Below are 25,569 nucleotides of genomic sequence, written 5' to 3' on the forward strand. Positions count from 1 at the left end.
CCGCGCTCAGGGGGTTTCGGGGCAAGTGGACGCGATTGGGGTGACCGGCCTCATCGTTGGGCGGAAACTTCTCGAACGCCCTCTCGTGAGAGCCGAGTTGCATTCGAATTCCGGTCGCCCGTCCGGGTGGTGCGGCTCGGAGTGTGTCTCAGACGGCCGGCGTCAGCTTCCGGACACGGTCGGCGTCGCAGGTGCGCGGGCAGGTCACGCAGGTGTCCTCGGGCCGCAGTGTGTAGAAGAGGCAGCAGCTGGCGCGGTCGCGCGTCGGGAGCGATTCGCCGTCGGGGCCCGTCAGTTCACGGAATCCGGCCGTGCCCACGTACGGCTTGGTGGTGCCCGGCAGCAGCAGCTCCAGCTCCTTCATCGCCCGGCTCTCCTCGCCGAGCAGATGGGCGATGTACCAGAGACCCTCGACGATCTCGTCGGTCGCCATGCCCCACAGGGCCCGCTTCCCGCGTCGCATGCGTGGCCGGAAGCCGTCCAGCACCGGGCCGAGGTGCTGGGCCACGGAGTCGAGGACCGCGGCCCGGAGCGCCGACTCGTCCGGGACGACCCGGGCGCCGGGCAGCCCTGCCGCCGGATCGTCGGGCAGGCAGGCGAACTCGCTCACGCGCAGGGTCAGATGGCCCAGGCCACGGTGGAAGGAGACGTCCTCGACGGGGATCCGCGGCACCCGGCGGTGCGTGAACCACGGCAGGGTCACCAGGAGGCAGGCCGGCCAGGCGTAGCGGTGCAGTCCGAAGCTCGCGATCACGTCGGGGCGGGCCCGGGTGCCGTAGTCCCTCAGTACCTGCGCCTCGTCCCAGGCCAGGAAGGCGTCCAGTGCGGCGCCTCCCGCCGCGAGCTCGGACGCGCCGACCCAGCCGTTGCCCGAGGGGGCCGCGACGTCGTCGGTGAGCACCTCGGCGCGCAGTCCGGGGAAGACCTCGGCCAGACGTTCGTACGCCGCCGTCAGTGGGGACGGGGCGGTGGCGGCGAGCAGAGCGGGCACGGTCATTCAGGGACCACCGAATCACGATCTTTTGCAGGTAAGCCTTACCTTACCCGAACTGATCGGTGTTTGAACTGAGGCCCGCTCCGCCTATCGTGCACAAGGGGCCGGACGCACGCGAGTCGGCCCGGCGGTGGGAGGAGGGTCCGGTGGAGCAGGGCGGAGCGCGTGAGAACGCGCGGCCGTACGCGTCCGCGGGCACCCCGCAGGACGTGCGCGTGCCCGAGCAGGCGCGCGGCGAGCACACCCACAGCGAGCCGCCCGCGCCCCGCGTGGTCCAGCGGCACTCCGTGCGTGGCCAGATCCTGGACGCCCTGCGGGCCGCTCTGGTCGGCGGGGAGCTGGCCCCCGGGGAGGTCTACTCCGCCCCGGCGCTCGGCGCCCGCTTCGGGGTGTCCGCGACCCCGGTGCGCGAGGCGATGCAGCAGCTGGCCGTCGAGGGCGCCGTCGAGGTCGTGCCGAACCGCGGTTTCCGGGTCAGCGAGCGGGGCCCCCGCGAGCTTGCGGAGCTCGCCGAGGTGCGCGCCCTGATCGAGGTGCCCGTCATGCTGCGGCTCGCCCGCGCCGTTCCCGCGTCCGGCTGGTGCGCGCTGCGGCCGCTCGCCGACGCCACCGTCGCGGCGGCCGCCGTCGGCGACCGCGCGGCGTACGCGGAGAGCGACCGCGCCTTCCACGGCGCCGTGCTCGCGCTGTCGGGCAACCAGCAGCTCGTCGCGGTCGCCGACGACCTGCACCGCCGGTCCCAGTGGCCCCTGGTCAACAGCCCCGCGGGCCGCCGGGCCGACCTGCTCGCCGACGCCTCGGAGCACACCGCGCTGCTGGACGCGCTCATCGCCCGGGACCTCACGGTGGTGCAGTCCCTCGTACGTGAACACTTCAACGGCGCGGACGTCTGACGGGGCGCTCAGTTCGCCTCGACGGTCTCCGGGGACGGCGGCTCCAGCCGGGGCGCGAGCCAGGTCGGAACGCCGCCGAGCAGCCGGAACAGCCGGCCCGCCTCGGCGCGCAGCCGGGCCGCCGCCTCGGGTTCCGGCTCGGCGTCCGCGAGGGAGATGAGCGCCGGAGCCGTGCCCACGAGATAGCCCAGCTCCTCCCTTATCCGCAGCGACTCCGCGAAGCCGTGCCGCGCCTCCGCCAGCTCACCCTCGCCCAGGGCGAGCGAGGCGAGGTGCCGCCAGGTGAAGGAGAGCAGGAGCTCGTCGCCCCGGGCCGTGGCACCGGCGTGCGCCCTGCGGTAGGCGGCGCGGGCGGACTGGGGGGAATCGGCGATGTTCTGGGCGATCAGGCCCCGGCGGAAGTCCAGCAGGGGGCGCCCGGCGGCCGAGGGGGAGAGCAGGGCGGCGGCTCTGCTGAGCGCCACGCTGGCCTCGTCGGCCCGGTCGCGCGCCCCCAGCAGGGTCGAGGCGTAGGCGAGGTAGCCGCGCTCGCAGGCGGCCGCCCCGCGCTCGGAGTCGTCCTGGGCGAGCGCCTCCGCGGTGCGCAGCGCGTCCTCGGCGTCCGTCCATCCGAGGCCGGTGTAGAGGCACCGCTCCGTCAGCAGCGAGGTCCGCTGGAGGGCTGCCGCGGGGTCGGTGGCCGCCCGGGGTTCGAGCAGCGCGGCCGCGTCCGTCCAGCAGGCTCGTGAGCGCAGCCGCCATACCGCGGTCTGGAGCGGCGGATCGTCATCTGCGGTCGTTCCGGAACCAGACATGGCGGTATGCGCCACGTTGCCCTCCCCGAGCGCGCCATCGAGCTGTGGAGGCCGGCCGGCGAGCGCCGGGGTCGGCCAGGGTCTGCGCGCATCTCAGCACGGAATGGCACGCCGGGCCAAGGGGTGGGATCAATGTCAGGTGAAAGATTTCACAATCACCTGGAGCCCGGGAGGGCGGTGATACGCCCGCGAAGTCAGCTCATGCGCAGGGCGAGGAAGAAGTCGAGCTTGTCCTCCAGGCGCGAAAGGTCACGTCCCGTCAACTGCTCGATACGTCCGACGCGATAGCGCAGTGTGTTGACGTGCAGGTGCAGCCGGGCCGCGCAGCGGGTCCAGGAACCGTCGCAGTCCAGGAAGGCCTCCAGCGTCTCGATCAGCTCCGCGCGGTGCCGCCGGTCGTAGTCCCGCAGCGGGTCCAGGAGCCGCGCGGTGAAGGCGCGGCGCACGTCGTCAGGGACGAAGGGCAGCAGCAGGACGTGCGAGGCGAGCTCGTGGTGGCCCGCCGCGCAGACCGGGCCCGGCCGCGCCGCGGCGACCCGGCGGGCGTGCCGGGCCTCCTCCAGCGCTCCGCGCAGCCCCTCGGCGGAATGCACGGCGGCGCTGACACCCAGTGTCAGGCGCCCGTCGTCCGCGAGGCCGGCCGAGAGCGGCGCGCGGACGGTGTCGAGCAGGGCGTCGGCGTGGAGCGCGGTGTCGTGCCGCTCCGGAGCCTCGGAGTCCCCGGACGCGTCGGACCCGTCGGTCCCCGCCGGGGGGAGGGCCGTCAGCGGTACGAGGGCGATGGCTTCCTCGCCGGTGTGCGCCACGGCGATCCGGTCCGCCGAGTCGGGGCCCGTCACCGCCGGGTCGACCAGGATCTCCTCCAGCAGGGCCTGGGCGGCCTGGCCGCCCGGCAGGTCCGTACCCTCGGCCGACCACTCGACCCGGGCCACCACGACCTGCCAGTGCGGTGCCGTGCCGAGGCCCGGCAGCAGGACCGGGGCGGCCACCCGCAGCCTCGCCGCGATCTCGGCCGGGGCGGCGCCCGTCTGGACCAGCTCCAGAACCTCCTGGGCGAGCCTGCGGCGTACCGCGCGGGCGGCGTCGCGGCGGTCCCGTTCGACGGCGATCAGCTGGGTGACGCCCTGGAGCAGGTCCAGGCGGGCCGCGGGCCAGTCGCCGGAGTCCGCCGCCACGGCCAGCAGCCAGTCCGAGAGCACGGACTCGCGCACATCGCGGGACGGGGCGGGCAGGGCTCCCCGGCCGGTGTTCCGGATCGGGAACAGCGAGTAGGCGGTGCCGTCCACCTCGGCGCGGTGCGGCCCCGGGCGTCCGGTGCGGGTCGCCGCGAGATGCCGGCCCGCCAGCTCCGCACCGACGCGCGGGAGCAGGGGCTCACCGGCCCCGGCGATCTGCCGGCCCGTCGGGGACAGGACCCAGGCGCGCAGGTCCAGGTCGGAGGTGAGCAGGTCGAGGACCACCTCGGGGCCGCCGCCCGCGGGGCCCGAGGTCATGAGCCGGCGGTGGCGGTCGACGACCGCGGCGAGGTCACCGGCACGCTCCCCGGAGACCTGGCGCACCACGTGCTCGGTGATCGTCGCGAACGCAACGGTTTCGTCGACCGCGAAGAGCGGGAGCCGGTGCCGCAGACACGCCTCGACCAGATCGTCGGGGACGGCCCCGAGCTCCGCCTCACCCGCGGCCAGGCCGGCCACGCCCGCGTTCGCCAGGATCCGTACGAACGGTTCCGTGTCCGACGCGTCCCGGCGCCACGCCAGACCCGTCAGGACCAGCTCACCGCCGGAGAGATAGCGGCTGGGGTCGCGCAGGTCGGTCGTCATGACGCCCCGGACCGAACGGTCCAGCTCGTCCTCGCCGCCGAGCAGCCGCAGGCCCATTACCTCGGTGTCCAGCAGTGCGCGCAGCCGCATCGTCGATTGCCGCCGATCTCTTCGTTGGTGCGGGGGAGGCGGAGGTCACCTGTGAGTTGCGGTGAGGTTACCGATACCCGCCATTCGTTCGAATCTACAAGACCGGGACGGGGACCAGCCAATTCCTTCATGGTTTCGGTGACTGCACCGAGTGGAGCAAGGCTTGTGTACTGGGCCACACACCGCGTGAACAACACATGAACGACCCGATCCAGGGCCGGCCGTCCCCCAGCCCAGCCGAACGACCCGATTGAGAAGAAGAGAGCCACTCATGGACTTCCTTCGCCCCGCCAGCTGGGAGGAGGCGCTCGCCGCCAAGGCCGAGCACCCGACGGCTGTGCCCATCGCGGGTGGAACCGACGTGATGGTCGAGATCAACTTCGACCACCGGCGGCCCGAGTACCTCATGGACCTCAACCGCATCGGTGAGCTGTCCGAGTGGCAGGTGGGCCCTGACGCCGTACGCCTCGGAGCCTCCGTGCCGTACAGCGCCGTCATGGACCACCTGCGGGCCGAGCTGCCCGGTCTCGCACTCGCCTCGCACACCGTCGCCTCGCCGCAGATCCGCAACCGCGGAGGCGTCGGCGGCAACCTGGGCACCGCCTCGCCCGCCGGTGACGCCCACCCGGCGCTGCTCGCCGCAGGAGCCGAGGTCGAAGCCGCGTCCGTACGGGGGACGCGGATGATCCCGATCGACGACTTCTACACCGGCGTCAAGCGCAACGCCCTCGCCCCGGACGAGCTGATCCGGGCCGTCCACATCAAGAAGGCCGACGGCCCGCAGCAGTACTCCAAGGTCGGCACCCGCAACGCGATGGTCATCGCCGTCTGCGCCTTCGGCCTCGCGCTCCACCCGGAGACCCGCACCGTGCGCACCGGCATCGGTTCCGCCGCTCCGACCCCGGTCCGGGCGAAGGAGGCGGAGGAGTTCCTGAACGCCGCGCTGGAGGAGGGCGGGTTCTGGGAGAGCGGAAAGATCATCACCCCTTCCGTGGCCAAGCAGTTCGCCCAGCTCGCCGCCGGGGCCTGCAACCCCATCGACGACGTACGGGGCACCGCCGCCTACCGCAGGCACGCCGTCGGCATCATGGCCCGCCGCACGCTGGGCTGGACCTGGGAGCAGTACCGCGGAGCGGGACGCACCCTCGAAGGAGCTGCTTAACCATGCGAGTGAATTTCACGGTCAACGGCCGGAAGCAGGAAGCCGACGACGTCTGGGAGGGCGAGTCCCTCCTGTACGTCCTGCGCGAGCGCATGGGCCTCCCCGGCTCCAAGAACGCCTGCGAACAGGGCGAGTGCGGCTCCTGCACGGTGCGCCTCGACGGCGTGCCGGTCTGTTCCTGTCTCGTCGCCGCGGGCCAGGCGGAGGGCCGCGAGATCGTCACCGTCGAAGGCCTGGCGGACTACGCGAGGCACCGCGACGACGCCCACCCCGGCACCGGCTGCGCCGCCGGCAGCTGCGGCACCTCACTGGACGCCGCCCAGCGCTGGCAGGCCAGGCCCACCGACGGGCAGAGTGCCGAGGCGGAGGAACTCTCCCCCGTCCAGCAGGCGTTCATCGACGCGGGCGCCGTGCAGTGCGGCTTCTGCACCCCCGGTCTGCTGGTCGCCGCCGACGAGCTGCTCGAGCAGCAGCCCTCCCCGTCCGACCAGGACATCCGCGAGGCCCTCTCCGGGAACCTCTGCCGATGCACCGGTTACGAGAAGATCCTCGACGCGGTCCGCCTCGCGGCCGCCCGTCAGGAAGAGGCGGTCCGATAGCCATGACGCTGCACCCACGAGCCGCGTCCGTACCGGCCGGCACCCCCACCAGGATCACCCAGGGCTCCGAGACCCGGGGCGGCATCGGCGAGTCCACCCTGCGCCCCGACGGCACGCTCAAGGTCACCGGTGAGTTCGCGTACTCCTCGGACATGTGGCACGAGGACATGCTGTGGGGCCACACGCTCCGCTCCACCGTCGCGCACGCCGAGATCCGCTCCATCGACATCGGCGAGGCCGTCGCCACCCCCGGCGTGTACGCCGTCCTGACCTACGACGACCTGCCCGCGGCGATGAAGAACTACGGGCTGGAGATCCAGGACACCCCCGTCCTCGCCCACGGCAAGGTCCGCCACCACGGTGAGCCCGTGGCGCTCGTCGCCGCCGACCACCCCGAGACCGCGCGCCGCGCCGCCGCCAAGATCAAGATCGACTACGCCGAACTGCCTGTGATCACGGACGAGGCGTCCGCCACGGCCCCCGACGCGATCCTGGTCCACGAGGGCCGCGACGACCACCACATCGGGCACGTCCCGCACCCCAACATCGTCCACCGCCAGCCCATCGTCCGCGGTGACGCGGACGCGGCCGCCGCGCGGGCCGACGTGATCGTCACCGGCGACTACGTCTTCGGCATGCAGGACCAGGCCTTCCTCGGCCCGGAGTCCGGCCTCGCCGTGCCGTCCGAGGACGGCGGCGTCGAGCTGTACGTCGCCACCCAGTGGCTGCACTCCGACCTCAAGCAGATCGCCCCCGTGCTCGGCCTCCCCGAGGACAAGGTCCGCATGACGCTCTCCGGCGTCGGCGGCGCCTTCGGCGGACGCGAGGACCTGTCGATGCAGATCCACGCCTGCCTGCTGGCGCTGCGCACCGGCAAGCCCGTCAAGATGGTCTACAACCGCTTCGAGTCCTTCTTCGGCCACGTCCACCGGCACCCCGCGAAGCTCCACTACGAGCACGGGGCCACCAAGGACGGCAAGCTCACCCACATGAAGTGCCGGATCGTGCTGGACGGCGGCGCCTACGCCTCCGCGTCCCCGGCCGTCGTCGGCAACGCCTCCTCGCTCGCGGTCGGACCGTACGTCGTCGAGGACGTCGACATCGAGGCGATCGCCCTCTACTCCAACAACCCGCCCTGCGGCGCCATGCGCGGCTTCGGCGCGGTCCAGGCGTGCTTCGCCTACGAGGCGCAGATGGACAAGCTCGCCACCGCCCTGGACATGGACCCGGTCGAACTGCGGCAGCTGAACGCCATGGAGCAGGGCACCCTGCTCCCCACCGGCCAGCGCGTCGACTCACCGGCTCCGGTCGCCGAACTGCTCCGCCGCGTCAAGGCGAGGCCCCTGCCGCCCGAGCAGCAGTGGCTCTCGGCCGACGCCGAGGGCAGCTCCGTCGACGTACGCGCCCTTCCCGGCGGGCTGTCCAACACGACCCACGGCGAAGGTGTGGTGCGCGGCGTCGGTTACGCCGTCGGGCTGAAGAACGTCGGCTTCTCCGAGGGCTTCGACGACTACTCCACCGCCCGGGTGCGGATGGAGGTCATCAACGGCGAACCGGTCGCCACCGTGCACACCGCGATGGCCGAGGTCGGACAGGGCGGGGTCACCGTCCACGCCCAGATCGCGCGTACCGAACTGGGCGTCAACCAGGTGACCATCCACCCGGCGGACACCCAGGTCGGCTCGGCCGGATCCACCTCGGCCTCACGGCAGACGTACGTCACCGGTGGCGCCGTGAAGAACTCCTGCGAGGCCGTCCGGGAACAGGTCCTGGAGATCGGCCGCCGCAAGTTCGGTACGTACCACCCCGCCTGGGCCACCGCCGAACTCCTCCTGGAGGGCGGCAAGGTCGTCACCGACGGCGGCGAGGTGCTCGCCGCGCTGGCCGATGTGCTGGAGGACGAGGCGGTCGACGTCGAGCTGGAGTGGCGCCACCGGCCCACCGAACCCTTCGACCTGCGCACCGGACAGGGCAACGGCCACGTCCAGTACTCCTTCGCCGCGCACCGCGCGGTCGTGGAGGTCGACACCGAACTCGGCCTGGTCAAGGTCATCGAGCTCGCGTGCGCCCAGGACGTCGGCAAGGCGCTCAACCCGCTGTCGGTCGTCGGCCAGATCCAGGGCGGCACCACCCAGGGGCTGGGTGTCGCCGTCATGGAGGAGATCATCGTCGACCCGAAGACGGCGAAGGTGCGCAACCCCTCCTTCACCGACTATCTGATCCCCACCATCCTCGACACCCCGACCATCCCGGTCGACGTGCTCGAACTCGCCGACGACCACGCCCCGTACGGGCTGCGCGGCATCGGCGAGGCCCCCACCCTCTCGTCCACCCCGGCCGTCCTCGCGGCGATCCGGAACGCGACGGGACTGGAGCTGAACAGGACGCCGGTGCGCCCCGAGCACATCACCGGCAGCTGACGGTTCCTCCAAGTCCCTCCGGGCGGTGCGTGCCTGCCGTGAACGTCACACTTCCCCGCGCCGCGCACCGTCCGGAGCCATCGCACAACCGCTCCATCTGCACGAAGAGTTCGTCTCGGGCCGTCCCCCGGGTCGTGCGCCTCGCAGTCATCCCAAATCCCGCAGTCTCCAGAGCTCCACGCGGGTGCCCCTGTGAACCTTGGGAGTCAGGCAACATGACCCAGCAGTCCGTGGAACCCAGGACGAGCGCGGAGGACGCGGGCCCCGGCTCGCGTGTCCCCGCCGGACGGTCCTGGCTCGACCGGTACTTCCACATATCCGAACGGGGATCGACCGTCGCGCGCGAAGTGCGCGGTGGCGTCACGACCTTCATGGCCATGGCGTACATCCTCCTGCTCAATCCGCTCATCCTGGGCGGCAAGGACGTCGACGGTCAGCTTCTCGGCCAGTCCGGGCTGATCACCGCCACCGCGCTCGCCGCGGCGGCCACCACCCTGCTGATGGGCTTCGTCGGCAAGGTGCCCCTCGCGCTCGCCGCCGGCCTCAGCGTCTCCGGGGTGCTCGCCTCACAGGTCGCGCCGGCCATGACCTGGCAGCAGGCCATGGGGATGTGCGTGATCTACGGTGTGATCATCTGCCTCCTGGTGGTCACCGGGCTCCGCGAGATGATCATGAACGCGATCCCGCTCGCGCTGAAGCACGGCATCACCATCGGGATCGGGCTCTTCATCGCCCTCATCGGCCTCGTCAAGGCCGGATTCGTCCACCAAGGCGTGGCGACCCCGCTGTCGCTCGGTCCCACCGGTGCGCTGACCGGGTGGCCGGTGCTCATCTTCGCCGCGACCCTGCTGCTCATCTTCATGTTGCAGGCGCGGAACGTCCCCGGGGCGATCCTCATCGGCATCGTCGTCGGAACCGTCATCGCGATCGTCGTCAACGCCGTCGGTGACATCGACCCCAAGGCCTGGAGCAGCGGCCCGCCCGAGCTGACCGGCAGTGCCGTCTCCTCCCCGGACTTCTCGCTCTTCGGCGACGTCGAGTTCGGCGGCTGGGGCGACGTCGGGGTGCTGACGGTCGGCATGATCGTCTTCACTCTGGTCCTGGCCGGCTTCTTCGACGCCATGGCCACCATCATCGGGGTGGGCACCGAGGCGAACCTCGCCGACGACAAGGGCCGGATGCCCGGTCTGTCGAAGGCGCTGTTCATCGACGGCGCGGGCGGGGCGATCGGCGGTGTCGCCGGAGGCTCCGGCCAGACCGTGTTCGTCGAGTCGGCGACCGGGGTCGGCGAGGGCGCCCGTACCGGTCTCGCCTCCGTCGTCACCGGGCTCTTCTTCGCGGCCTGCCTCTTCTTCACCCCCCTCACGGCGATCGTGCCGGCCGAGGTGGCCGCCGCCGCCCTGGTCGTCATCGGCGCCATGATGATGCAGAACGCCCGGCACGTGGACTGGGCGGACCGCTCGGTGGCCGTACCGGTCTTCCTCACCGTGGTCCTCATGCCGTTCACGTACACCATCACCACCGGTGTCGCCGCGGGTGTCATCTCGTACTCCGCCATCAAGCTCGCCCAGGGCAGGGCCCGCGAGGTCGGCGTCTTCATGTGGGTCCTGACGCTGGTCTTCATCGTGTACTTCGCCCTGCACCCCATCGAGAGCTGGCTGGGGGTCAGCTGACCCCCGCCGCGCCCCTCACCTCAGTAAGAAGGAGACACGCCATGCTGGACATCGCCGAAGAGCTCCACCGGTGGGTCGGGCAGGGACGCGCGTTCGCCGTGGCCACCGTGGTGGCCGTCGGCGGCAGCGCGCCCCGGCAGCCGGGCGCCGCCCTCGCCGTGGACAGCGACGGCACCGCCATCGGATCGGTCTCCGGCGGGTGTGTGGAGGGCGCGGTGTACGAGCTGTGCCGGCAGGCGCTCGAGGACGGCACCACCGTGCGCGAGCGCTTCGGCTACAGCGACGACGACGCCTTCGCGGTCGGCCTGACCTGCGGCGGCGTCATCGACATCCTGGTGACACCGGTGCGCGCGGACGATCCCGCGCGCCCGGTGTTCGCCGCCGCGTTCGCCGCGGCGGCGGAGGGCCGGGCGGCCGCGGTCGCCCGCGTCACCGAAGGGCCGGACGACCTCCTCGGCCGCCCTCTGCTCGTCCACCCCGACGGCAGCCACGAGGGCGGGCTCGGCGGACATCCCGAGCTGGACCGTACGGCCGGTGCCGAGGCCCGCGCGATGCTCGACGCCGGGCGTACGGGAGAGATCGTCATCGGCGCCGAAGGCTCCCGCTGCGGCAGCCCGGTCACCATGCTCGTCGAATCGAGCGTTCCGCCGCCACGGATGATCGTCTTCGGGGCCATCGACTTCGCCGCCGCCCTGGTGCGGGCCGGGCGCTTCCTCGGGTACCGCGTCACCGTCTGCGACGCCCGCCCCGTCTTCGCCACGGCCGCCCGCTTCCCCGACGCCGACGAGATCGTCGTCGACTGGCCGCACCGCTATCTCGCCACCACCGAGGTGGACGCGCGCACGGTGCTCTGCGTCCTCACGCACGACGCCAAGTTCGACATCCCGCTGCTGGAACTGGCGTTGCGGCTGCCGGTCGCCTACGTCGGCGCGATGGGCTCGCGCCGCACCCACCTGGAGCGCAACGAGCGGCTGCGCGAGGCCGGCGTCAGCGAGCGCCGACTGGCCGCGCTGCACTCGCCGATCGGGCTGGACCTCGGAGCCCGTACCCCGGAGGAGACGGCTCTGTCGATCGCCGCCGAGATCGTCGCGGTGCGGCGCGGCGGCAGCGGAATGCCGCTGAAGGGCGCCCACACCCCGATCCACCACGAGAGCGGCACCCCGCTGGCCTCGGTGGCCTGATCCGGACCATCGGCAGCTGATCACGGCGGGCGGGTTGCCGCCACGGCGGTTTCACGCCAGGGGTGAAGCCGTCCGCAGCCCGGGATTTACCGGTAGATCAGCTGCATGACATTTTCCCTCTCCTCCGTTTCCGGCCGGGCGAGACCCGCTCGCGCGGGACGCAGGGCTCTGCTCATAGCGACCTCGGTCGCCCTGGTGAGCGGCGTCATGCTCCCCGCAGCGGGTTCCGCCACCGCCGCCCCGAAGCCGTCGACCGCCGAGGACCGTCAAGGATCCGCGGCCCGCGACTACGACATCACGCTGGTCACCGGTGACGTCGTCCACTACGCGGACGGCGCGGGCGGTCAGGACACCGTCACTGTCGACCGCCCCGACGGTGCGCAGGGCGGCGTGCATGTGCAGCAGGCCGGGGAGGACATCTTCGTCATCCCCGACGAGGCGAGCGCCCTCATCGCCGCCGACAAGCTGGACCGGCGGCTGTTCAACATCTCGACGCTCGTCGACATGGGCTACGACGACACGCGTTCCGGTGGCATCCCGCTGATCGCCACCTACCCGGCGGGCACGGCGCGTTCGCTGCCCGCCGCCCCGCGCGGCAGCGAGACGGTCCGCCGGCTCGAGTCGGTGAACGGCGCCGCGCTGAAGACCGACAAGGACGACGCGCGCGCCTTCTGGAGCGACATCTCGCGTACGCAGAAGAGCCGTTCGCTGGACAACGGCATCGCCAAGCTGTGGCTCGACGGCAAGGTGGAGGCGGCGCTCAAGGACTCGGTGCCGCAGGTCAACGCCCCGCAGGCGTGGGCCGCCGGGTACGACGGCAAGGGCACCACGGTCGCCGTCCTCGACACCGGCATCGACGCGACGCACCCGGACGTCAAGGACCGCGTCACGCAGTCCAGGAGCTTCATCCCCGGTGAGGAGGTCGTCGACAGGAACGGCCACGGCACGCACGTCGCCTCAACCATCGCGGGTTCGGGCGCGGCATCGGACGGCGTCAACAAGGGTGTTGCCCCGGGCGCCGACCTGATCGTCGGCAAGGTCCTGAGCGACGAGGGATCCGGCGCGGACTCCGGCATCATCGAGGCCATGGAGTGGGCGAAGGCCGAAGGCGCCGACGTCGTCTCCATGAGCCTCGGATCCAGCATCCCGGACGACGGCACCGACCCGATGGCACAGGCCGTGAACGCGCTGTCCGCCGACGGCGGCCCGCTGTTCGTGATCGCCGCGGGCAACGCGTACGGCGCGGGCACCATCGGGTCGCCCGGGTCCGCCGCGAGCGCGCTCACCGTCGCGGCCGTCGACAAGAGCGACAGCCGCGCCGACTTCTCCTCCATGGGCCCGCTCGTCCGCTCCTACGGCCTGAAGCCGGACCTTTCCGCGCCCGGCGTCGGCATCAACGCCGCCGCTTCCCAGTCGGTGCCCGGCATCGAGGGCATGTACCAGTCGATGGACGGTACGTCGATGGCCACCCCGCACGTCGCGGGCGCCGCCGCCATCCTGAAGCAGCGTCACCCGGAGTGGTCCGGTGAGCGCGTCAAGAACGCCCTGATGAGCTCCTCCAAGGAGCTGGCCGGCTACACGCCGTACGAGCAGGGCACCGGCCGCCTCGACGTGAAGGCCGCGATCGACACGGCCATCGAGGCCACCGGCTCCGTCGAGGTCGCGTCGTACGACTGGCCGCACGCCGCGTCCGACCCGGTCGCCGAGCGCACGATCACCTACCGCAACACGGGTGACAACGACGTCACGCTGAACCTGGCGACCGGCACGGACTCCAAGGCGTACACGCTCTCCGCGTCCACGCTGACCGTCCCCGCGGGCTCCACCGCCGATGTGGTGCTGTCGCTGGATCCCTCCGCGGTCCCGAACGACACGCAGTTCTCCGGCCAGGTCATCGCCCGGGACGCGGCCGGCACGACCGTCGCGCACACGGGCTTCGCCCTGAACAAGGAGCAGGAGCTCTACGACCTGACGCTCCAGCTCCGCGACCGGTCCGGTGAGCCGATGGACGGCAACGTCGTCATCGCTCAGCTCGGCGACCCCAACCTGGGCGTCGTGGGGGTCCAGGGCGACACCACCCTGCGGCTGCCCCCGGGCAACTACACCGCCTGGACCTCCGCGGACATCGACGGTGACCGCGCGGACTCCAAGGCCGTCGCCTTCCTCGCGGCCCCGGAGACCATCCTGGACAAGCCCACCACGGTCACCTTGGACGCGTCGAAGGCCCGCAAGGTCGCCGTGCGCACGCCCAAGGAGACCGAGACCCGGCAGCTGCGGTACGACATGGCGCGCACCTCGCCCGACGGCGTCGTCCAGCGGGACGCCTTCCAGATCCCGCTGACCTACGACCAGCTGTGGGTCAGCCCGACGAAGAAGGTCACCCAGGGCAGCTTCAGCTTCCTCACCCGCTGGCGCCAGGGCGAGGAGCTGATCGACCTCACCGCCGACGGCCACGACGTCCCCGTCACGGTGCAGAACGGCTCGGCCGTCGCCGAGGACAGCGAGCAGAAGCTCACCGGCGTCTACGCCGGCAACGGAGCCGCGGCCGACTACGAGGGCCGCAGCGTCAAGGGCAAGGCCGTCGTCGTCACGCGCAGCGACGCTGTTCCCCCGGCCGAGCGGCTGGCCAACGCACTCGCGGCGGGCGCGAAGGCGCTCTTCGTCGTCAACGACGGGCGTGGAGTCTCGCTGGAGAGCTACGTGCCGTACGGCGAGGAGACCACCATCCCGGTGGCCTCGGCCCAGAAGATCGCGGGCGAGACGCTGATCAAGGCGGCCCAGCGCGGCAAGAAGCTCTCCGTCGACCAGAGGAAGTTCGCCTCGTACGTCTACGACCTGGTGGACCGTCACGACGGCACCATCCCGGACCGCTCGCTGGCCTTCGCCCCGTCGACCCGCCGGCTCGCGAAGGTGGAGAACACCTTCTACGGCCACAAGGCGATGCTCGGCGGCGGCTACCGCTACGACATCCCGGACTACGGCCCGGGCCTCGGCTTCGAGGAGTACGAGAAGTTCCCGGGTACCCGCACCGAGTGGGTCAACCCCCTTCCCGGCGACTCCTTCTGGTACGAGAACCACTCGGTCCTGAACGCCGACGCCTCCGACCGTGCGCACGAGATGCGCAGCGCCGATCTCGACTACACGGCGGGCCGGACCTACCGCGCCGACTGGTTCGCCCCGGTGACCGGCCCCCGTCTCGGTACCGCCTACTGGGGGCCGTTCCGTACGGCGTACAACGACATGCAGTTCAACATCACGCCGTGGACCGACTCGGGCGAGGGACACTCCGGTTCGATGGCGGACGAGTACGACACCACGTCCTACGCCTTCTACCAGGGGGACAACCTGATCAAGAAGGGTGCGGGCCGGGCCGGATACGCCGGGGACCTGTCGCCCGAGAAGGTGCCGTACCGCCTGGTCATCGATTCGGTGCGGGACGAGGCCACGTGGAAGACCTCCACGCGGACGCACTCCGAGTGGGGCTTCGTCTCGGGCGCTCTGCCCGAGGGCACGCCGCAGGCCGACATCCCCCTGCTGCAGCTGGCCTACGACGTGGACACCGACCTGGCGGGCGACGTCAAGGCCGGCAAGCAGGTCGAGGTCGGCATCGAGTCAGGCACGCAGGCCTGGCTGGAAGGCGCCGTGAAGGCGACCAAGGCCTCGCTGTCGGTCAGCTACGACGAGGGCAGGACCTGGAGCAAGGCGGAGCTGCGCAAGGACTCGTCGGGCGAGTGGACTGCGAAGTTCAGGACGCCGAAGCGCGCGGACTCCGTCTCGCTCAGGGCACACGCCGAGGGCCCGGGCGGCCTGGCCGTCGACCAGGAGATCATCAAGGCGTTCGGTCTGAAGTGACCTGCTGAACAGCCCGTACGAGGTGGTCCCGCATCCCGCGTGGGGGTGCGGGACCACCGCGTCGTGCGGCGGGTGCCGGCCCGCTCATCGCCCGAAGCGCGCCAGGCAGTGCCACACCCGCTTGAGGTCCTGCGGATCGTGCTGCCCTGTCCGGGCCGCCTCCCCGATGATCCGTGCGTCGAGCGACCCTCCGGCCGCGAGCGTGGCGCCCAACTCGACGTATTCGGGTCCCCGGTACTCCGGATGGCGCCTCAACTCCTCTGTGGCGAGTCGGAATCCACCGTGCCACTCGATGGGGCAGGGAAGCTTGCGCGCCGCCTTCTCCACAGCCGTGCCCTGGAAGCACGGGTCGAGCACGAGGGCCTCCACATGACGGTCGAGCCGGACGGGCCCGTGCATCTGTGCCTCGATGTAGTCGTCCAAGGCGTCCCGGTCGTCGGCCTCGGCGAGCGGAATGAGCCGGCCCCCGGTCGCCGCCACACCGAAGTCGGTGGGCTCCAGGAAGCTGTCCGGATAGCAGAAGGTCGCGTGGGGCAGTGTCTGGGCGGTGAGTCTGAAATGCGCCGAGCCGAAGCGGGGCGCCGCACCGTAGGGGGAACGGCGGAAGTCCAGCGCGCCGTAGACGGGCCGCTCCTGGGCGCTCGCGCCGTCGTAGGCGCCGCCGAAGATCCGACTCTCCCAGCGCCACCGGTCGCCGCCCGGGTGCGCGGTGAGACCGCCGTTGCTCGTGCCCGTGACGAACTGGGAGACGTACACGCCGTCCTCGGCCAGCCGTTCCACGACGGTGCGTCCACCGCTGACGCGGTCGGGGTGGAAATTCAGTGTCACGCGCAGGGAGGGCTCCAGGGGCGGCCCTGCGGACAGTGACGCCACGTGTCGCAGGGCACGCGCCCTGGCCTGCGGGTTGTCGGCGCTCATCGGCCCATACTGCACGGACGCCGGCCGTGGGTGCAGGAGATTTCACCGACGGCGGGCCACCCCTACCGCCCCTTGCGCCGTGCCACGGTGTAGTTCGACCAGTCGCCCCGGTGCCGGTCGCACCGGGAGGCGCCCTTCATCGCGAGCCGTTGGCAGCGCGTGCCCTTCTGGGTGAGTGCCCCGCATCTCGACTGCGTACGAGCCATGTCCGACCGTCCTCCGGGTCCCGTCGGCCGGGCGCCGACAGAGCCCAGGTTCGGGGGTGGGCGTGGTGCGGGGGAAGGCGCACCCGTGCCGTCCGGGTGCGCTCCGGAGCGCACGGGCGGCCGGGGCGGCGTCAGGCGGCCGCGTCCCCCGCGCCGGCGGTGTCCGTTTCCCGCTGTTCCTCGATGCGCCGCTTCGCCTCGTCCCATGTGATCGGCAGCTGTCCGACCGGTGCCTCCCAGAAGGTGAACGTGGAGGAGCGCATCGTGGGCTTGAGGGTGGTCATGATGGAGCGGTGCGGTTCCGTCCTGGCGAAGGCGTAGAGCGCGTCGCGGCTCTCCCATGCAGAGAGGGTGAAGAACACCCGCTTCGCCGGCTGGGCGACGAGCGAGGCGCCGAAGGCGCCCGGCGCGGAGCGCACCTGCTTCCACGCGACCATCGACTTCAGGAAGAAACGCGGCACGTCGAGCAGGGAACGGACCTCGAAGCGCGAGGCCATGACCACGGTCGTGCCTTCGGACGGAGGCGGCTGGGGAGTGACCCACGGCAGAGTCGGCATCGCACTACTCACCTTCGATATAGATAGTGGTGCTGTCTGCTTCCTATGTTAGAGAGTGCCACTCTCCAATGCCACCGGAATGCGCGTACGGGATGTCGGGGCCGGACCGCCCGTCGCCCGCCGCGCCGGAAGTCCGGCGCGGCGGGCGACCTGTGCGGGGGGATCAGCGTCCGGACTGCAGTGCCTTCCAGGTGTCCGGGCCGACGCTGCCGTCCACCGACAGCTTCCGTGCGCTCTGGTAGTCGCGGACGGCCTTGTCCGTGTTCGTGCCGAAGGCCCCGTCGACGGCCACGGTTCTGCCCAGCGCGGCGGTCAGTGCCCGCTGGAGCCGCTTCACCGCCTCACCCGAGGCGCCCGTGACGAGCGTCGGCGTCGTGCCGGCCGAGAGCAGCGCGGTCCAGGTCTTCGGGCCGACCGCCCCGTCGGGGTCGAGACCACGGGCGGTCTGGAACAACCGCACGGCGCTCTCCGTCTTCGCCCCGAAGACGCCGTCCTCGGTGCCCGCGTCGTAACCCTGCTTGTTGAGCAGTGTCTGGACGGCCTTGACCTGGGTGCCCGTCGAGCCCGTCTTCTGGGTCGTGTACGACGGGAAGCTCAGCCCGTCGGCCCCGCCGGCGGAGCCGCCGACGAGCTGCATGTAGTAGGTCCAGTTCCAGTTGGCGCCCGGGTCGGTGTGGTCGTTGCCGGGGGCCTCGCTGTGCCCGATGATGTGCGACCGGTCCTTGGGGATGCCGTACCGGTCGCACAGGTACGTCGTCAGCGCGGCCGAGGAGCGGTACATCGTGTCGGTGAACCACGACGGGTCGTCGACGAACCCCTCGTGCTCGATGCCGAGCGACGAGGCGTTGGCGCTCTTGGCGTGGTAGGCGGTGTCCGAGTCGCGCACCATCTGGGTGATCTGCCCGTCCGAGGAGCGGACGACGTAGTGGGAGCTGACCTTCGACGTCGCGTTCTGGAACCAGCTGATGGTCCCCGCGTACGAGCCCTGCGTGACGTGGATGACGACCTTGTCCACCGTCGCCGTGCGCCCCGCCGCGAAGTTGGCGGAGTTGGCGGCGACCCAGAGCGCCGCGGGGTAGTCCGGGCTCTTGGCCGTGACGTCGGCCTTCGCGAGAGGGCCCTTCTCGGGGGAGACGGGGCGGGAGGTGACCGTGACCAGTTCGCCCCCGGCCACGGCGGCCCGCAGACCCTGGGCGAGGAAGGTGTAGACCGTGTCGGCGTAGAGCGCGGCGACGGCGCCGTCGGTGCCGCTGTAGCGGGCCACGGCCGGGTACCAGGCGTCGATGTCCGCCCGTTCGGCCGTGTCCAGACCGAGCGCGTCGGCGTGGCTCCGCAGCACGGCCGCGCCGCCCAGGATGTTGGCCTCGGTGTCCTTGCGCAGCTCGGCCGTGGACTCACCCGTCAGCGCGGCGGCCTGCTCCAGGGAGTGGTTGACGGGGTTGCTCACGAGGTGCATGACGCCGTAGCCGTTGTCCTGGCTGGGGCGCCCGGAGTGCCCGTTCAGGTGCGTCTCGCCGTAGCCGACGGCGGCGAGCAGGTCACGCGGTACGCCGTACTCCTCGGCGGCCTGCTCGAAGGCCCGGTTCATCGGGTCCGTGTCCGCGGGAGCGGCGCCCGCCGGGTGGCCCGTGGCGACGAGTGCGGTGACGGTGAGAGAGGCCAGAACGGCTGCGCGGCCACGGGTGTGGCCGGCGGGACGTCGGGGCATACCTGCTCCAGGTCTGTGGGGGAGAGGGGGCCGCCGGTCCCGTGGGGGCGGGCCGAGGGCCGCTGAGTCCGCACAGGCTATACATCTGCCAAGGGCATGACAATGACGCCTCCGTGTGTCCAAATGCCGTTCACTCCAATGGAGTTGAGGGTTCCGCGGAGGGGCGGCCGGTAGGCCGTCACCCCCCGCGGAGGGTGACGGCGTGCGGGTGTCGTTACCAGCGGTTCCGGTGGATCACGTCGGCCACCGGGCGGCGGCGGACCGGCCCGAAGTTGCCCTGGGGCCACCCCACCGGAATGGCGGCGAAGGTGTGCGTGTCCGACGGGATCCCGAGGGCCTTCTTCCACTCCTGCTCCAGCATCAGATGCCAGATGGTGAGGTTGGCCGCGAGCCCCAGCGCCCGCGCCGCGAGCAGGATGTTCTGGACACCCGGATAGACGCAGGAGCCCTCCGCGAGCGCCTGGAAGCGGGTCTGCGTGTTCCCCATGTGCTCGAGACCCGCCGGGCCGAGCGACTCCGCGTAGACCCCCAGGCCCTCCTCGTCGAACTCCGGCTCCGGGAACCTGTAGCAGGGGATGATCAGCGCAGGGGTCTTTGCGAAGTGGTCGCGCTGGTGCTCGATCGCCGCGACCATCCGCCCGTACGCCGCGTCGTCCATGCCCTCCGGTGCGTGCTTGCCGGTCGTCGCGAGGTAGGCGTCCACGCACCGCTTCCAGAGCGGGGCCAGCTCGGCCATCACCGCGCGGTCGGTGACGACCACGTACTCGTAACACTGCATGTTGCCGCCGCTCGGCCCCCAGACGGCGGCCTGTATGAGCTGGTCGAGCGTCTCGTCGGGGACGGCGTCCGGCTTGAGGCGGCGCATGGCGCGCATGGTGGACATGGTCGGGAAGAGGGCGGGCCCGTCGGGGGCGGGTGCGTCGGCGTACACCGTTTCGAAGGTCATGATCGCGGAGTGTACGGCTCAAGGCCCGGCACGGGCAGTCTCGTTGAGTGCCCCGACCTCCCCTGCCCCGCGCAGGTCAGCGCCGTCGGAGCCGGACCACCGGAATGTCGCGGGCGGTCTTCGCCCGGTACTCGGCGTACCGGGGGAAGACCTCCACCAGATGGGGCCAGACCCGCTCCTTCTCCTCGGGGGAGAGCGTCTCGGCGAGGGCCGGGAAGCGTTCCGTGCCCACCCGTACGTCCACCGCGGGATCGGCCAGCAGATTCAGGTACCAGAGGGGGTGGTGGTCCGAGCCGCCGTTCGAACCGACGATCAGCCAGTCGTCGCCGTCCCGCCCGTACATCAGCACCGTCCGTCGCACGGCGCCGCTGCGCCGGCCGACGTAGTCCAGCAGCAGGCAGTCCACGCCGAGCTGTGTGGTGCCCTTCGTGCCGCCCGACGACTCGTACAACTCGGCCTGCGCCGCCACCCACTTGGCCGGGCTGGGCATGACCGCACCGTCGTTCCGCTCCGTCTCCACCGCTGCCTCGTCCTCCGTCAGGTCCTCATGTCCGTACGTCCGTGCCCATCGTGTCACCCGCCGCCGTGGCGCGCCGGAATCGCACACCTGGCCGTCCCCCCTCCTCACGGGGGAACGGGGTCGGGAACAGCGGCCACGACGGCGTATAAAGGGTCCCTCCGAGCAGCCGGCGTCCCCGATGGCCATCTCACCCCCCACGCGGCCGGCGTCACCGCGTACCGAGAGCGGAGGAGCGTCCCATGAGCACCTCGGAAGAGATCAGCGCCTTGCTCGTCAACAGGTTCGGAACCGATCCGGACGCCATCCGGCCCGAGGCGCCGCTCAGGCAGCTGAGGCTGGACTCGCTCGCCCTGGAGGAGCTCCGGCTCCTCATCGAGGACCGGATGGACATCGACCTGGAGGACGTCGTCCTGTCGTCGCGCGACACCCTGGGAAGTCTGGTCGCGGCCGTGCGCACCAAGGCCGGCGCGTGACAGGCCGGGGGCCGCTCGCGCGCAGGTCCGCCCGGCCTGGCATGGTGCCGTTCAGCGCCGCCGTTACCGGCGTCGGCCTCGTCACCGCAGCCGGAGTGGGGGTCGAGGACGGCTGGCGCGGCGTCTGCGACACGGCGGTCGCCCCCTCCGTGAAGCACCTGCCGGAACTACTCGGACTGCCCTGCGACTTCATGTACACCGTCGACGCCCTGGACACGAGGGCCGCACTGGGCGTGGCCGCGCAGCGGCTGATGGACCGCTTCTCGCAGCTCGCCGTCGTCGCCGCCCGTGAGGCCGTCGCGGACGCGGGGCTCGACCCCTCGGTCTGGGACAGCGGACGGGTCGCCGTCGTCATCGGCTCCGCCCACGGTGGCCTGCCGTTCTACGACGAGCAGCACACCACCCTCACCGAGCGCGGCGCGCGCCGTGTCTCCCCGAAGCTCGCCCCGCTGACCGTCGTCAACGGCGCCGCCAGCAGCGTCGCCATGGACCTGGGTGTGCACGGCCCGAGCCAGGCCGTCTCCACTGCCTGCTCCTCCGGCACCGTGGCCATCGGCACGGCCCACCAGATGCTCCGCACCGGGGCCTGCGACATCGTCGTCGCGGGCGGCGCCGAATCGGTCCGCTCCCGGCTCCTGATCGCCAGCGCCTGCCAGATGCGGGCCGTCTCCACACGCCGGGACGACCCCCAGGCCGCCTGCCGCCCCTTCGACACCCACCGCGACGGCTTCGTCGTCGGCGAGGGCGCCGGCCTCCTGGTCATGGAGCGCCCGGAGCACGCCCGGGCCCGGGGCGCCACCGTCCGCGCCCGTGTCGCGGGCTACGGGGCCTCCAGCGACGCCCACTCCGCCGTCGCCCCCGACCCCGACGGCCTCGGCATCGAGCGGGCCCTGCGCACGGCCCTCGCCGACGCCGGCATCGACGCCCTCGACGTCGGCCATGTCAACGCCCACGGGACGTCGACGGTCGCCAACGACCTCATCGAGGCGACCATGCTGCGGCGCGTCCTCGGCGAGCATCCCCTCGTCACCTCGACGAAGGCCATGACCGGGCACACCCTGGGCGCCGCGGGCGGCATCGAGACCGCGCTGACCGTGCTGGCGCTCCAGCACCAGCTCGTCCCGCCGACCGGCAACCTCGACGCCCCCGACCCGGCGATCCCCCTTGAGGTGGTGAGCAAGGAGGCCCGGCGCGCCGTGTTCGAGTGTGCCGTCAAGACCTCGCTCGGCTTCGGCGGCCACAACGCGGCGCTCGTGCTCACCAGGGCCTGACGGGAAGCGAGGAGCACCATGCCCGAGGAGATCATCCGGTCCCTCACCGTCGACGGACTGCGCTACGGCTATCGCCTCCTGCCCCGTGATCCGGCCGCCGGCGGAGACCGTGTCACCGAACCGGTCCTCGTGATCGGCGGCGCGCTGCAGGGCATGTTCGGCTGGCCGCAGATGGACGACCATCTGGGCCCGGTGGCCGACGTGGTGACGGCCGACCTGCCGGGCATGGGCTCCGCCGACCCCCTGCCGCCCGGCCCCAGCGCCCCGGTCCTGCGCGCGGCGGTCACCGGGATCATCGACGATCTGGGCGCCTCCCGGATCAACCTCTTCGGCTTCTCCTACGGCGCCGCCATCGCCTTCGGCTGCGCGCGGCACGATCCGGGGCGCATCGCCCGGCTGGTCCTCGGCGGCGTCCCCACCCACATCGGTGAGGACCGGCGGGTCTACTGGCAGCGGGCGACGCGGTCCCTGGCGGAAGGGGACACGGAGGGCTTCGCGGCGCTGGCCGCCGACGGGCTGATGTGCCTGGACCCGGAGCGCCCCGTGCACCGGAGGGAGCTCGCCCGGCGCTATGTGCGGCGCTCCTTCCTGCACGCGCTCGCGCACTCGGAGCACGCCGCCGACTCGTTGCGGCGGGCGCTGGGGGACCGGCCGGACTTCTCCGGCGGACTGTCGGGCGTACCGGCCCTGGTCTTCGCCGGGGAGCACGACACGGTGACCTCGCCGGAGCTCCAGCGGGAGTTCGCCGGGACCATCGAGGGGAGCCGCTTCCTCACCCTCCCGGAATCCGACCACTGGGTCGTGCTGGAGCGGTCCGACGAGGTCGCCGCCCTGGTGACCCGGTTCTTCACGGACCAGCCGCTCGAACCGGTCACGGCCCGGCTCCCGCATCAGACACGGGCCGGTGAGGCCGTACCTGTGGCTCCTCCGGAGCCCGGTTCCTACGCACCGCGGTGAGCCCCGTTGGTGGCGGCCCGCAGGGGGCCGCCACCAACGGTCGGGTCAGTGCCGGTGGCCCTGGCCCTTCACGTCGATCCGCACGATCTGCGGGTCGTGGTCGCTCGCCTGGTCGGCGAACTCCGCGTTGATGTGCACCACGTCGTAGTCGAAGCGGCGGATCGCGGGGCTGGTCAGGATGTGGTCCAGCGTCTGCGAGTTGCCGTCGTAGACGTAGCTGTACTGCTCGCCCTCAGGCAGCGTCGTGATGAGCGGCTTGAGCACCTTGCCACCGGTCAGCGCCTTCATCGTGGGGGAGAAGGCGAAGTCGTTCAGGTCGCCGAGCGTGACGACCCTCGCCGACCTGTCCGCCTTCAGCAGTGAGGTGACGAAGGTGTTGACCTCCGCCGCCTGCCGCACGCGCTGCGTCTCCGAGCTGCGCACCGGCTCCTGGTAGCGGCCGTGCAGGGACTGGTCGCCGCCCTTCGACGCGAAGTGGTTGGCGATGACGAAGACCGGCTCGCCCCGGAAGCGGAACTCGCCCACCAGCGGCTTGCGGCTGCTGTCCCAGGCCGTGCTCGTCGGGTTGATCCGGCCGGGCGAGACCGAGAGCGTGGCGCCCTTCTTCGTCTTCACCGCCTTCACGGCGGTGGTCGCGTCGCCGCCCGGACGGTCCACGAAATCGACCCGGTCGGGGTTGAAGAGGAAGACGTTACGGATGTTGCCACCGGGCTCGCCGCCGTCCTGGCCGTCGGCGGGCGCCACATAGCGCCACACGTAGCGGGGGCCGCCCGCCGCGACGATCGCGTCCGTGAAGCGCTTCAGCGTCGCCTCGGAGCCCACGGTGCCGTCGTTCACCGCACCGTTGTCGTCCTGGATCTCCTCCAGCGACACGATGTCCGGGGACGAGAGGCTGACCGCCACGCCCTGGGCGAGCGTGTCGAACTTGGCCTGCTCGTCGGCCGCGTCGAGGTTCTCCACGTTGTACGTGGCGACGGCGAGCTCCTTGCGCTTCTGCTTCCGCGTCACCTCGCGCTTCAGGCCGTTGTCCTTCAACGTGCCCAGTTCGGTGGCCTGCACGTTGTAGCCGCCGTACGACGCGTAGTCGACGACGCCCGTGGTGGAGCCGGACAGCACGTCGCCCACGTCCGCGACCGGGACGGGCCGCCCGGCGTCCAGCGACATCACCTTGAGGCGGCCGGTGTTCTGGTCCTCGTACGAGGCGTACAGCGTGCCGCCGCGCCGGGTGGGGTTCTCCCGCGGCTTCACCGTCACCCAGACCTCGTCGTACGCGGTCGTCGCGCCGGTCACCCGGGTGTCCGCCATCGTGACGCGGGCGCCCTCGAGCGACTCGTACAGGTCCAGGGCGTAGGCCGCCGGGTCGATGGCGAGGGCCTCGATCGAACCGCCGCCGGCTGTCGGCACGTAGGCGTCCGGCACCGAGGAGGCGTCGAGGACGACCGCCTCCGGCAGGGGGTTGCCCGAGGACAGGACCGTGGTCAGCGGGGCGGTGATCTGGGTGAGCGACTGGGCGCCGGTGGCCGGGTAGTACTCCGCGACCTTGCCGCTGACCAGCACCGAGTCGCCGACGGCGACGGCGGGGGCCGAGGATCCGGTGTAGACGAACAGGCCCTCGCTCGTACGGGAGTCGTCGTCCGGTGCCGTGTCCTGGATCCAGAAGCCGCGGGAACCCGTGGTCCGTACGCCGGTGACGACGCCCGGGACACCGGAGACCGGCTGCCCGGCGAGCGGGGAGAGACGGGTCGTGCCCTGGATGTCGTGCACCCGCACCGTGCCGGGCTCGGTCGGCCCGCCGGGCTCGCCCGGTCCGGAGCCGCCGGAGGTCTCACCGGCCGCGTTGACCGGCGTCGGGGCGCCGGCGGTCAGGTCGGCCGCGTTGTCGTCGGTGTCCGCCAGGGACGTGCCACGCGCCACCGAGGCGGTCGCGGAAGCGCCCGTCGCCGGGCCGCCGCCCTCGCGCACGACCGCGGAACCGTAGCCGACGAGGTCGACGATCCGGGTGTCGGCGGCACAGTCCGCCGCGGTCCTGCAGGTCAGCGGGGTGGTGCCGGAGACGAGCGCGACGGTGCCGCTGGCCGCGGACATCGGAGTCGTGCCGGTCGCGTCGGGAGAGGGCAGGGCCACCGTGCCGCCGGTGCCCGCGGCCTGCGCGACGAGGTAGCGGCCGCCGGGCGCGACGGCGCCGGACAGTGCGGAGACCTGCCACAGCGATCCGGCGGAGGGCGCCCCCGGGAGGTACTGGACGCTGAAGCCGGACAGCGCGAAGGACGTCCCGCCGCCATTGGCCAGCTCGATGTAGTCACGGGTGAGCGTCGCGCCGGAGTTGCCCCCGCCGCCGTACACCTCGGAGATGACGGCCGACGACGACGGTGCCGCGAAGGCGGCGGGCAGCGCGGTCACCGACAGGGTCACGGCGACGGCGGCGGCCAGCAGGGCGGAGCCGGGTCTGGCTATGTGCACGGGAACTGCCCCCAGTTGTGTAGTGAGGGGCCAAAAACTATGCGCGTAGAACGGCCGTGGCAAGAGACCGGAGGT

General features: G+C 71.9%; 20 protein-coding genes. 10 read left to right on the forward strand and 10 right to left on the reverse strand.

Annotated features, from left to right (window positions below; translation table 11 throughout):
• Nucleotides 1-148: 148 nt before the first annotated feature.
• Nucleotides 149-997 carry a (2Fe-2S)-binding protein gene (locus ACIQM3_RS27915; protein WP_401628826.1) on the reverse strand — a complete coding sequence of 283 codons (849 nt, stop codon included), beginning with the start codon at nt 995-997 and terminating at the stop codon, nt 149-151.
• 143 nt (nt 998-1,140) lie between these two features.
• On the opposite strand from ACIQM3_RS27915, the gene ACIQM3_RS27920 reads away from it, so the two are divergent.
• Nucleotides 1,141-1,887, forward strand: a complete 747-nt coding sequence (locus tag ACIQM3_RS27920) for a GntR family transcriptional regulator (RefSeq protein ID WP_401628829.1) — start codon at nt 1,141-1,143, stop codon at nt 1,885-1,887.
• Nucleotides 1,888-1,895: 8 nt separating this feature from the next.
• Here the strand turns inward: ACIQM3_RS27920 and ACIQM3_RS27925 are convergent, their stop codons facing one another.
• Both ACIQM3_RS27925 and ACIQM3_RS27930 read right to left on the reverse strand, forming a co-directional pair.
• The gene (locus ACIQM3_RS27925; RefSeq protein ID WP_401628832.1) at nt 1,896-2,681 is read right to left on the reverse strand and encodes a hypothetical protein; all 786 of its coding nucleotides are present in this window, start codon (nt 2,679-2,681) and stop codon (nt 1,896-1,898) included.
• A gap of 194 nt (nt 2,682-2,875) precedes the next feature.
• Nucleotides 2,876-4,591: a PucR family transcriptional regulator gene (locus ACIQM3_RS27930; protein WP_401628834.1), complete on the reverse strand. Its 1,716-nt coding sequence runs from the start codon at nt 4,589-4,591 to the stop codon at nt 2,876-2,878.
• A gap of 271 nt (nt 4,592-4,862) precedes the next feature.
• Between ACIQM3_RS27930 and ACIQM3_RS27935 the strand changes: the two genes are divergently transcribed.
• The 6 genes from ACIQM3_RS27935 to ACIQM3_RS27960 all read left to right on the forward strand — a co-directional run bounded on the left by ACIQM3_RS27935 (nt 4,863) and on the right by ACIQM3_RS27960 (nt 15,478).
• Nucleotides 4,863-5,753, forward strand: a complete 891-nt coding sequence (locus tag ACIQM3_RS27935) for an FAD binding domain-containing protein (RefSeq protein WP_401628837.1) — start codon at nt 4,863-4,865, stop codon at nt 5,751-5,753.
• A gap of 2 nt (nt 5,754-5,755) precedes the next feature.
• The gene (locus ACIQM3_RS27940; protein WP_401628839.1) at nt 5,756-6,352 is read left to right on the forward strand and encodes a (2Fe-2S)-binding protein; all 597 of its coding nucleotides are present in this window, start codon (nt 5,756-5,758) and stop codon (nt 6,350-6,352) included.
• A 2-nt stretch (nt 6,353-6,354) separates the two neighbouring features.
• The gene (locus ACIQM3_RS27945; RefSeq protein ID WP_401628842.1) at nt 6,355-8,772 is read left to right on the forward strand and encodes a xanthine dehydrogenase family protein molybdopterin-binding subunit; all 2,418 of its coding nucleotides are present in this window, start codon (nt 6,355-6,357) and stop codon (nt 8,770-8,772) included.
• 215 nt (nt 8,773-8,987) lie between these two features.
• Complete coding sequence (locus tag ACIQM3_RS27950; protein WP_401628845.1) at nt 8,988-10,445, forward strand: NCS2 family permease; 1,458 nt, start codon at nt 8,988-8,990, stop codon at nt 10,443-10,445.
• A 41-nt stretch (nt 10,446-10,486) separates the two neighbouring features.
• The gene (locus ACIQM3_RS27955; RefSeq protein WP_401628848.1) at nt 10,487-11,626 is read left to right on the forward strand and encodes an XdhC family protein; all 1,140 of its coding nucleotides are present in this window, start codon (nt 10,487-10,489) and stop codon (nt 11,624-11,626) included.
• Nucleotides 11,627-11,833: 207 nt separating this feature from the next.
• Nucleotides 11,834-15,478 (forward strand): S8 family serine peptidase, encoded by a 3,645-nt coding sequence (locus ACIQM3_RS27960; RefSeq protein ID WP_401629777.1) that lies wholly within the window; start codon nt 11,834-11,836, stop codon nt 15,476-15,478.
• An 84-nt stretch (nt 15,479-15,562) separates the two neighbouring features.
• On the opposite strand, the gene ACIQM3_RS27965 is transcribed toward ACIQM3_RS27960, so the two are convergent.
• The 6 genes from ACIQM3_RS27965 to ACIQM3_RS27990 all read right to left on the reverse strand — a co-directional run bounded on the left by ACIQM3_RS27965 (nt 15,563) and on the right by ACIQM3_RS27990 (nt 20,303).
• On the reverse strand, nt 15,563-16,396 hold the full coding sequence (locus ACIQM3_RS27965) for a DUF3626 domain-containing protein (protein WP_401628850.1): 834 nt from the start codon (nt 16,394-16,396) through the stop codon (nt 15,563-15,565).
• A 62-nt stretch (nt 16,397-16,458) separates the two neighbouring features.
• Nucleotides 16,459-16,602, reverse strand: a complete 144-nt coding sequence (locus tag ACIQM3_RS27970; protein WP_401628852.1) for a hypothetical protein — start codon at nt 16,600-16,602, stop codon at nt 16,459-16,461.
• A 131-nt stretch (nt 16,603-16,733) separates the two neighbouring features.
• Nucleotides 16,734-17,159 (reverse strand): DUF3291 domain-containing protein, encoded by a 426-nt coding sequence (locus ACIQM3_RS27975; protein WP_401628855.1) that lies wholly within the window; start codon nt 17,157-17,159, stop codon nt 16,734-16,736.
• Between the two features lie 163 nt (nt 17,160-17,322).
• Nucleotides 17,323-18,867 carry a peptidoglycan-binding protein gene (locus ACIQM3_RS27980; protein ID WP_401628857.1) on the reverse strand — a complete coding sequence of 515 codons (1,545 nt, stop codon included), beginning with the start codon at nt 18,865-18,867 and terminating at the stop codon, nt 17,323-17,325.
• 214 nt (nt 18,868-19,081) lie between these two features.
• The gene (locus tag ACIQM3_RS27985; RefSeq protein WP_401628860.1) at nt 19,082-19,813 is read right to left on the reverse strand and encodes a nitroreductase family protein; all 732 of its coding nucleotides are present in this window, start codon (nt 19,811-19,813) and stop codon (nt 19,082-19,084) included.
• Nucleotides 19,814-19,889: 76 nt separating this feature from the next.
• Nucleotides 19,890-20,303, reverse strand: a complete 414-nt coding sequence (locus ACIQM3_RS27990; protein WP_401629780.1) for a nitroreductase family deazaflavin-dependent oxidoreductase — start codon at nt 20,301-20,303, stop codon at nt 19,890-19,892.
• Between the two features lie 269 nt (nt 20,304-20,572).
• Here ACIQM3_RS27990 and ACIQM3_RS27995 point away from each other — a divergent pair, with 269 nt between their 5' ends.
• The 3 genes from ACIQM3_RS27995 to ACIQM3_RS28005 are packed head-to-tail and all read left to right on the forward strand — an operon-like array spanning nt 20,573 to nt 23,034.
• Nucleotides 20,573-20,806: an acyl carrier protein gene (locus ACIQM3_RS27995; protein ID WP_401628863.1), complete on the forward strand. Its 234-nt coding sequence runs from the start codon at nt 20,573-20,575 to the stop codon at nt 20,804-20,806.
• Nucleotides 20,807-20,847: 41 nt separating this feature from the next.
• On the forward strand, nt 20,848-22,077 hold the full coding sequence (locus ACIQM3_RS28000) for a beta-ketoacyl-[acyl-carrier-protein] synthase family protein (protein ID WP_401628866.1): 1,230 nt from the start codon (nt 20,848-20,850) through the stop codon (nt 22,075-22,077).
• Between the two features lie 18 nt (nt 22,078-22,095).
• Complete coding sequence (locus ACIQM3_RS28005; RefSeq protein WP_401628868.1) at nt 22,096-23,034, forward strand: alpha/beta fold hydrolase; 939 nt, start codon at nt 22,096-22,098, stop codon at nt 23,032-23,034.
• Nucleotides 23,035-23,079: 45 nt separating this feature from the next.
• Here ACIQM3_RS28005 and ACIQM3_RS28010 read toward each other — a convergent pair whose 3' ends face one another.
• Nucleotides 23,080-25,494 (reverse strand): endonuclease/exonuclease/phosphatase family protein, encoded by a 2,415-nt coding sequence (locus ACIQM3_RS28010; protein ID WP_401628870.1) that lies wholly within the window; start codon nt 25,492-25,494, stop codon nt 23,080-23,082.
• Nucleotides 25,495-25,569 lie beyond the last annotated feature (75 nt).

This window comes from Streptomyces sp. NPDC091271, assembly GCF_044757505.1.
Lineage (GTDB): Bacteria > Actinomycetota > Actinomycetes > Streptomycetales > Streptomycetaceae > Streptomyces.

Bases quoted from the DNA above. Each gene is read 5' to 3' on its own strand.
- ACIQM3_RS27915 (WP_401628826.1), bottom strand. From the start codon at position 997: ATGACCGTGCCCGCTCTGCTCGCCGCCACCGCCCCGTCCCCACTGACG.
- ACIQM3_RS27925 (WP_401628832.1), bottom strand. From the start codon at position 2,681: ATGTCTGGTTCCGGAACGACCGCAGATGACGATCCGCCGCTCCAGACC.
- ACIQM3_RS27930 (WP_401628834.1), bottom strand. From the start codon at position 4,591: ATGCGGCTGCGCGCACTGCTGGACACCGAGGTAATGGGCCTGCGGCTG.
- ACIQM3_RS27935 (WP_401628837.1), top strand. From the start codon at position 4,863: ATGGACTTCCTTCGCCCCGCCAGCTGGGAGGAGGCGCTCGCCGCCAAG.
- ACIQM3_RS27940 (WP_401628839.1), top strand. From the start codon at position 5,756: ATGCGAGTGAATTTCACGGTCAACGGCCGGAAGCAGGAAGCCGACGAC.
- ACIQM3_RS27945 (WP_401628842.1), top strand. From the start codon at position 6,355: ATGACGCTGCACCCACGAGCCGCGTCCGTACCGGCCGGCACCCCCACC.
- ACIQM3_RS27950 (WP_401628845.1), top strand. From the start codon at position 8,988: ATGACCCAGCAGTCCGTGGAACCCAGGACGAGCGCGGAGGACGCGGGC.
- ACIQM3_RS27955 (WP_401628848.1), top strand. From the start codon at position 10,487: ATGCTGGACATCGCCGAAGAGCTCCACCGGTGGGTCGGGCAGGGACGC.
- ACIQM3_RS27960 (WP_401629777.1), top strand. From the start codon at position 11,834: ATGCTCCCCGCAGCGGGTTCCGCCACCGCCGCCCCGAAGCCGTCGACC.
- ACIQM3_RS27965 (WP_401628850.1), bottom strand. From the start codon at position 16,396: ATGAGCGCCGACAACCCGCAGGCCAGGGCGCGTGCCCTGCGACACGTG.
- ACIQM3_RS27970 (WP_401628852.1), bottom strand. From the start codon at position 16,602: ATGGCTCGTACGCAGTCGAGATGCGGGGCACTCACCCAGAAGGGCACG.
- ACIQM3_RS27975 (WP_401628855.1), bottom strand. From the start codon at position 17,159: ATGCCGACTCTGCCGTGGGTCACTCCCCAGCCGCCTCCGTCCGAAGGC.
- ACIQM3_RS27980 (WP_401628857.1), bottom strand. From the start codon at position 18,867: ATGCCCCGACGTCCCGCCGGCCACACCCGTGGCCGCGCAGCCGTTCTG.
- ACIQM3_RS27985 (WP_401628860.1), bottom strand. From the start codon at position 19,813: ATGACCTTCGAAACGGTGTACGCCGACGCACCCGCCCCCGACGGGCCC.
- ACIQM3_RS27990 (WP_401629780.1), bottom strand. From the start codon at position 20,303: ATGCCCAGCCCGGCCAAGTGGGTGGCGGCGCAGGCCGAGTTGTACGAG.
- ACIQM3_RS27995 (WP_401628863.1), top strand. From the start codon at position 20,573: ATGAGCACCTCGGAAGAGATCAGCGCCTTGCTCGTCAACAGGTTCGGA.
- ACIQM3_RS28000 (WP_401628866.1), top strand. From the start codon at position 20,848: ATGGTGCCGTTCAGCGCCGCCGTTACCGGCGTCGGCCTCGTCACCGCA.
- ACIQM3_RS28005 (WP_401628868.1), top strand. From the start codon at position 22,096: ATGCCCGAGGAGATCATCCGGTCCCTCACCGTCGACGGACTGCGCTAC.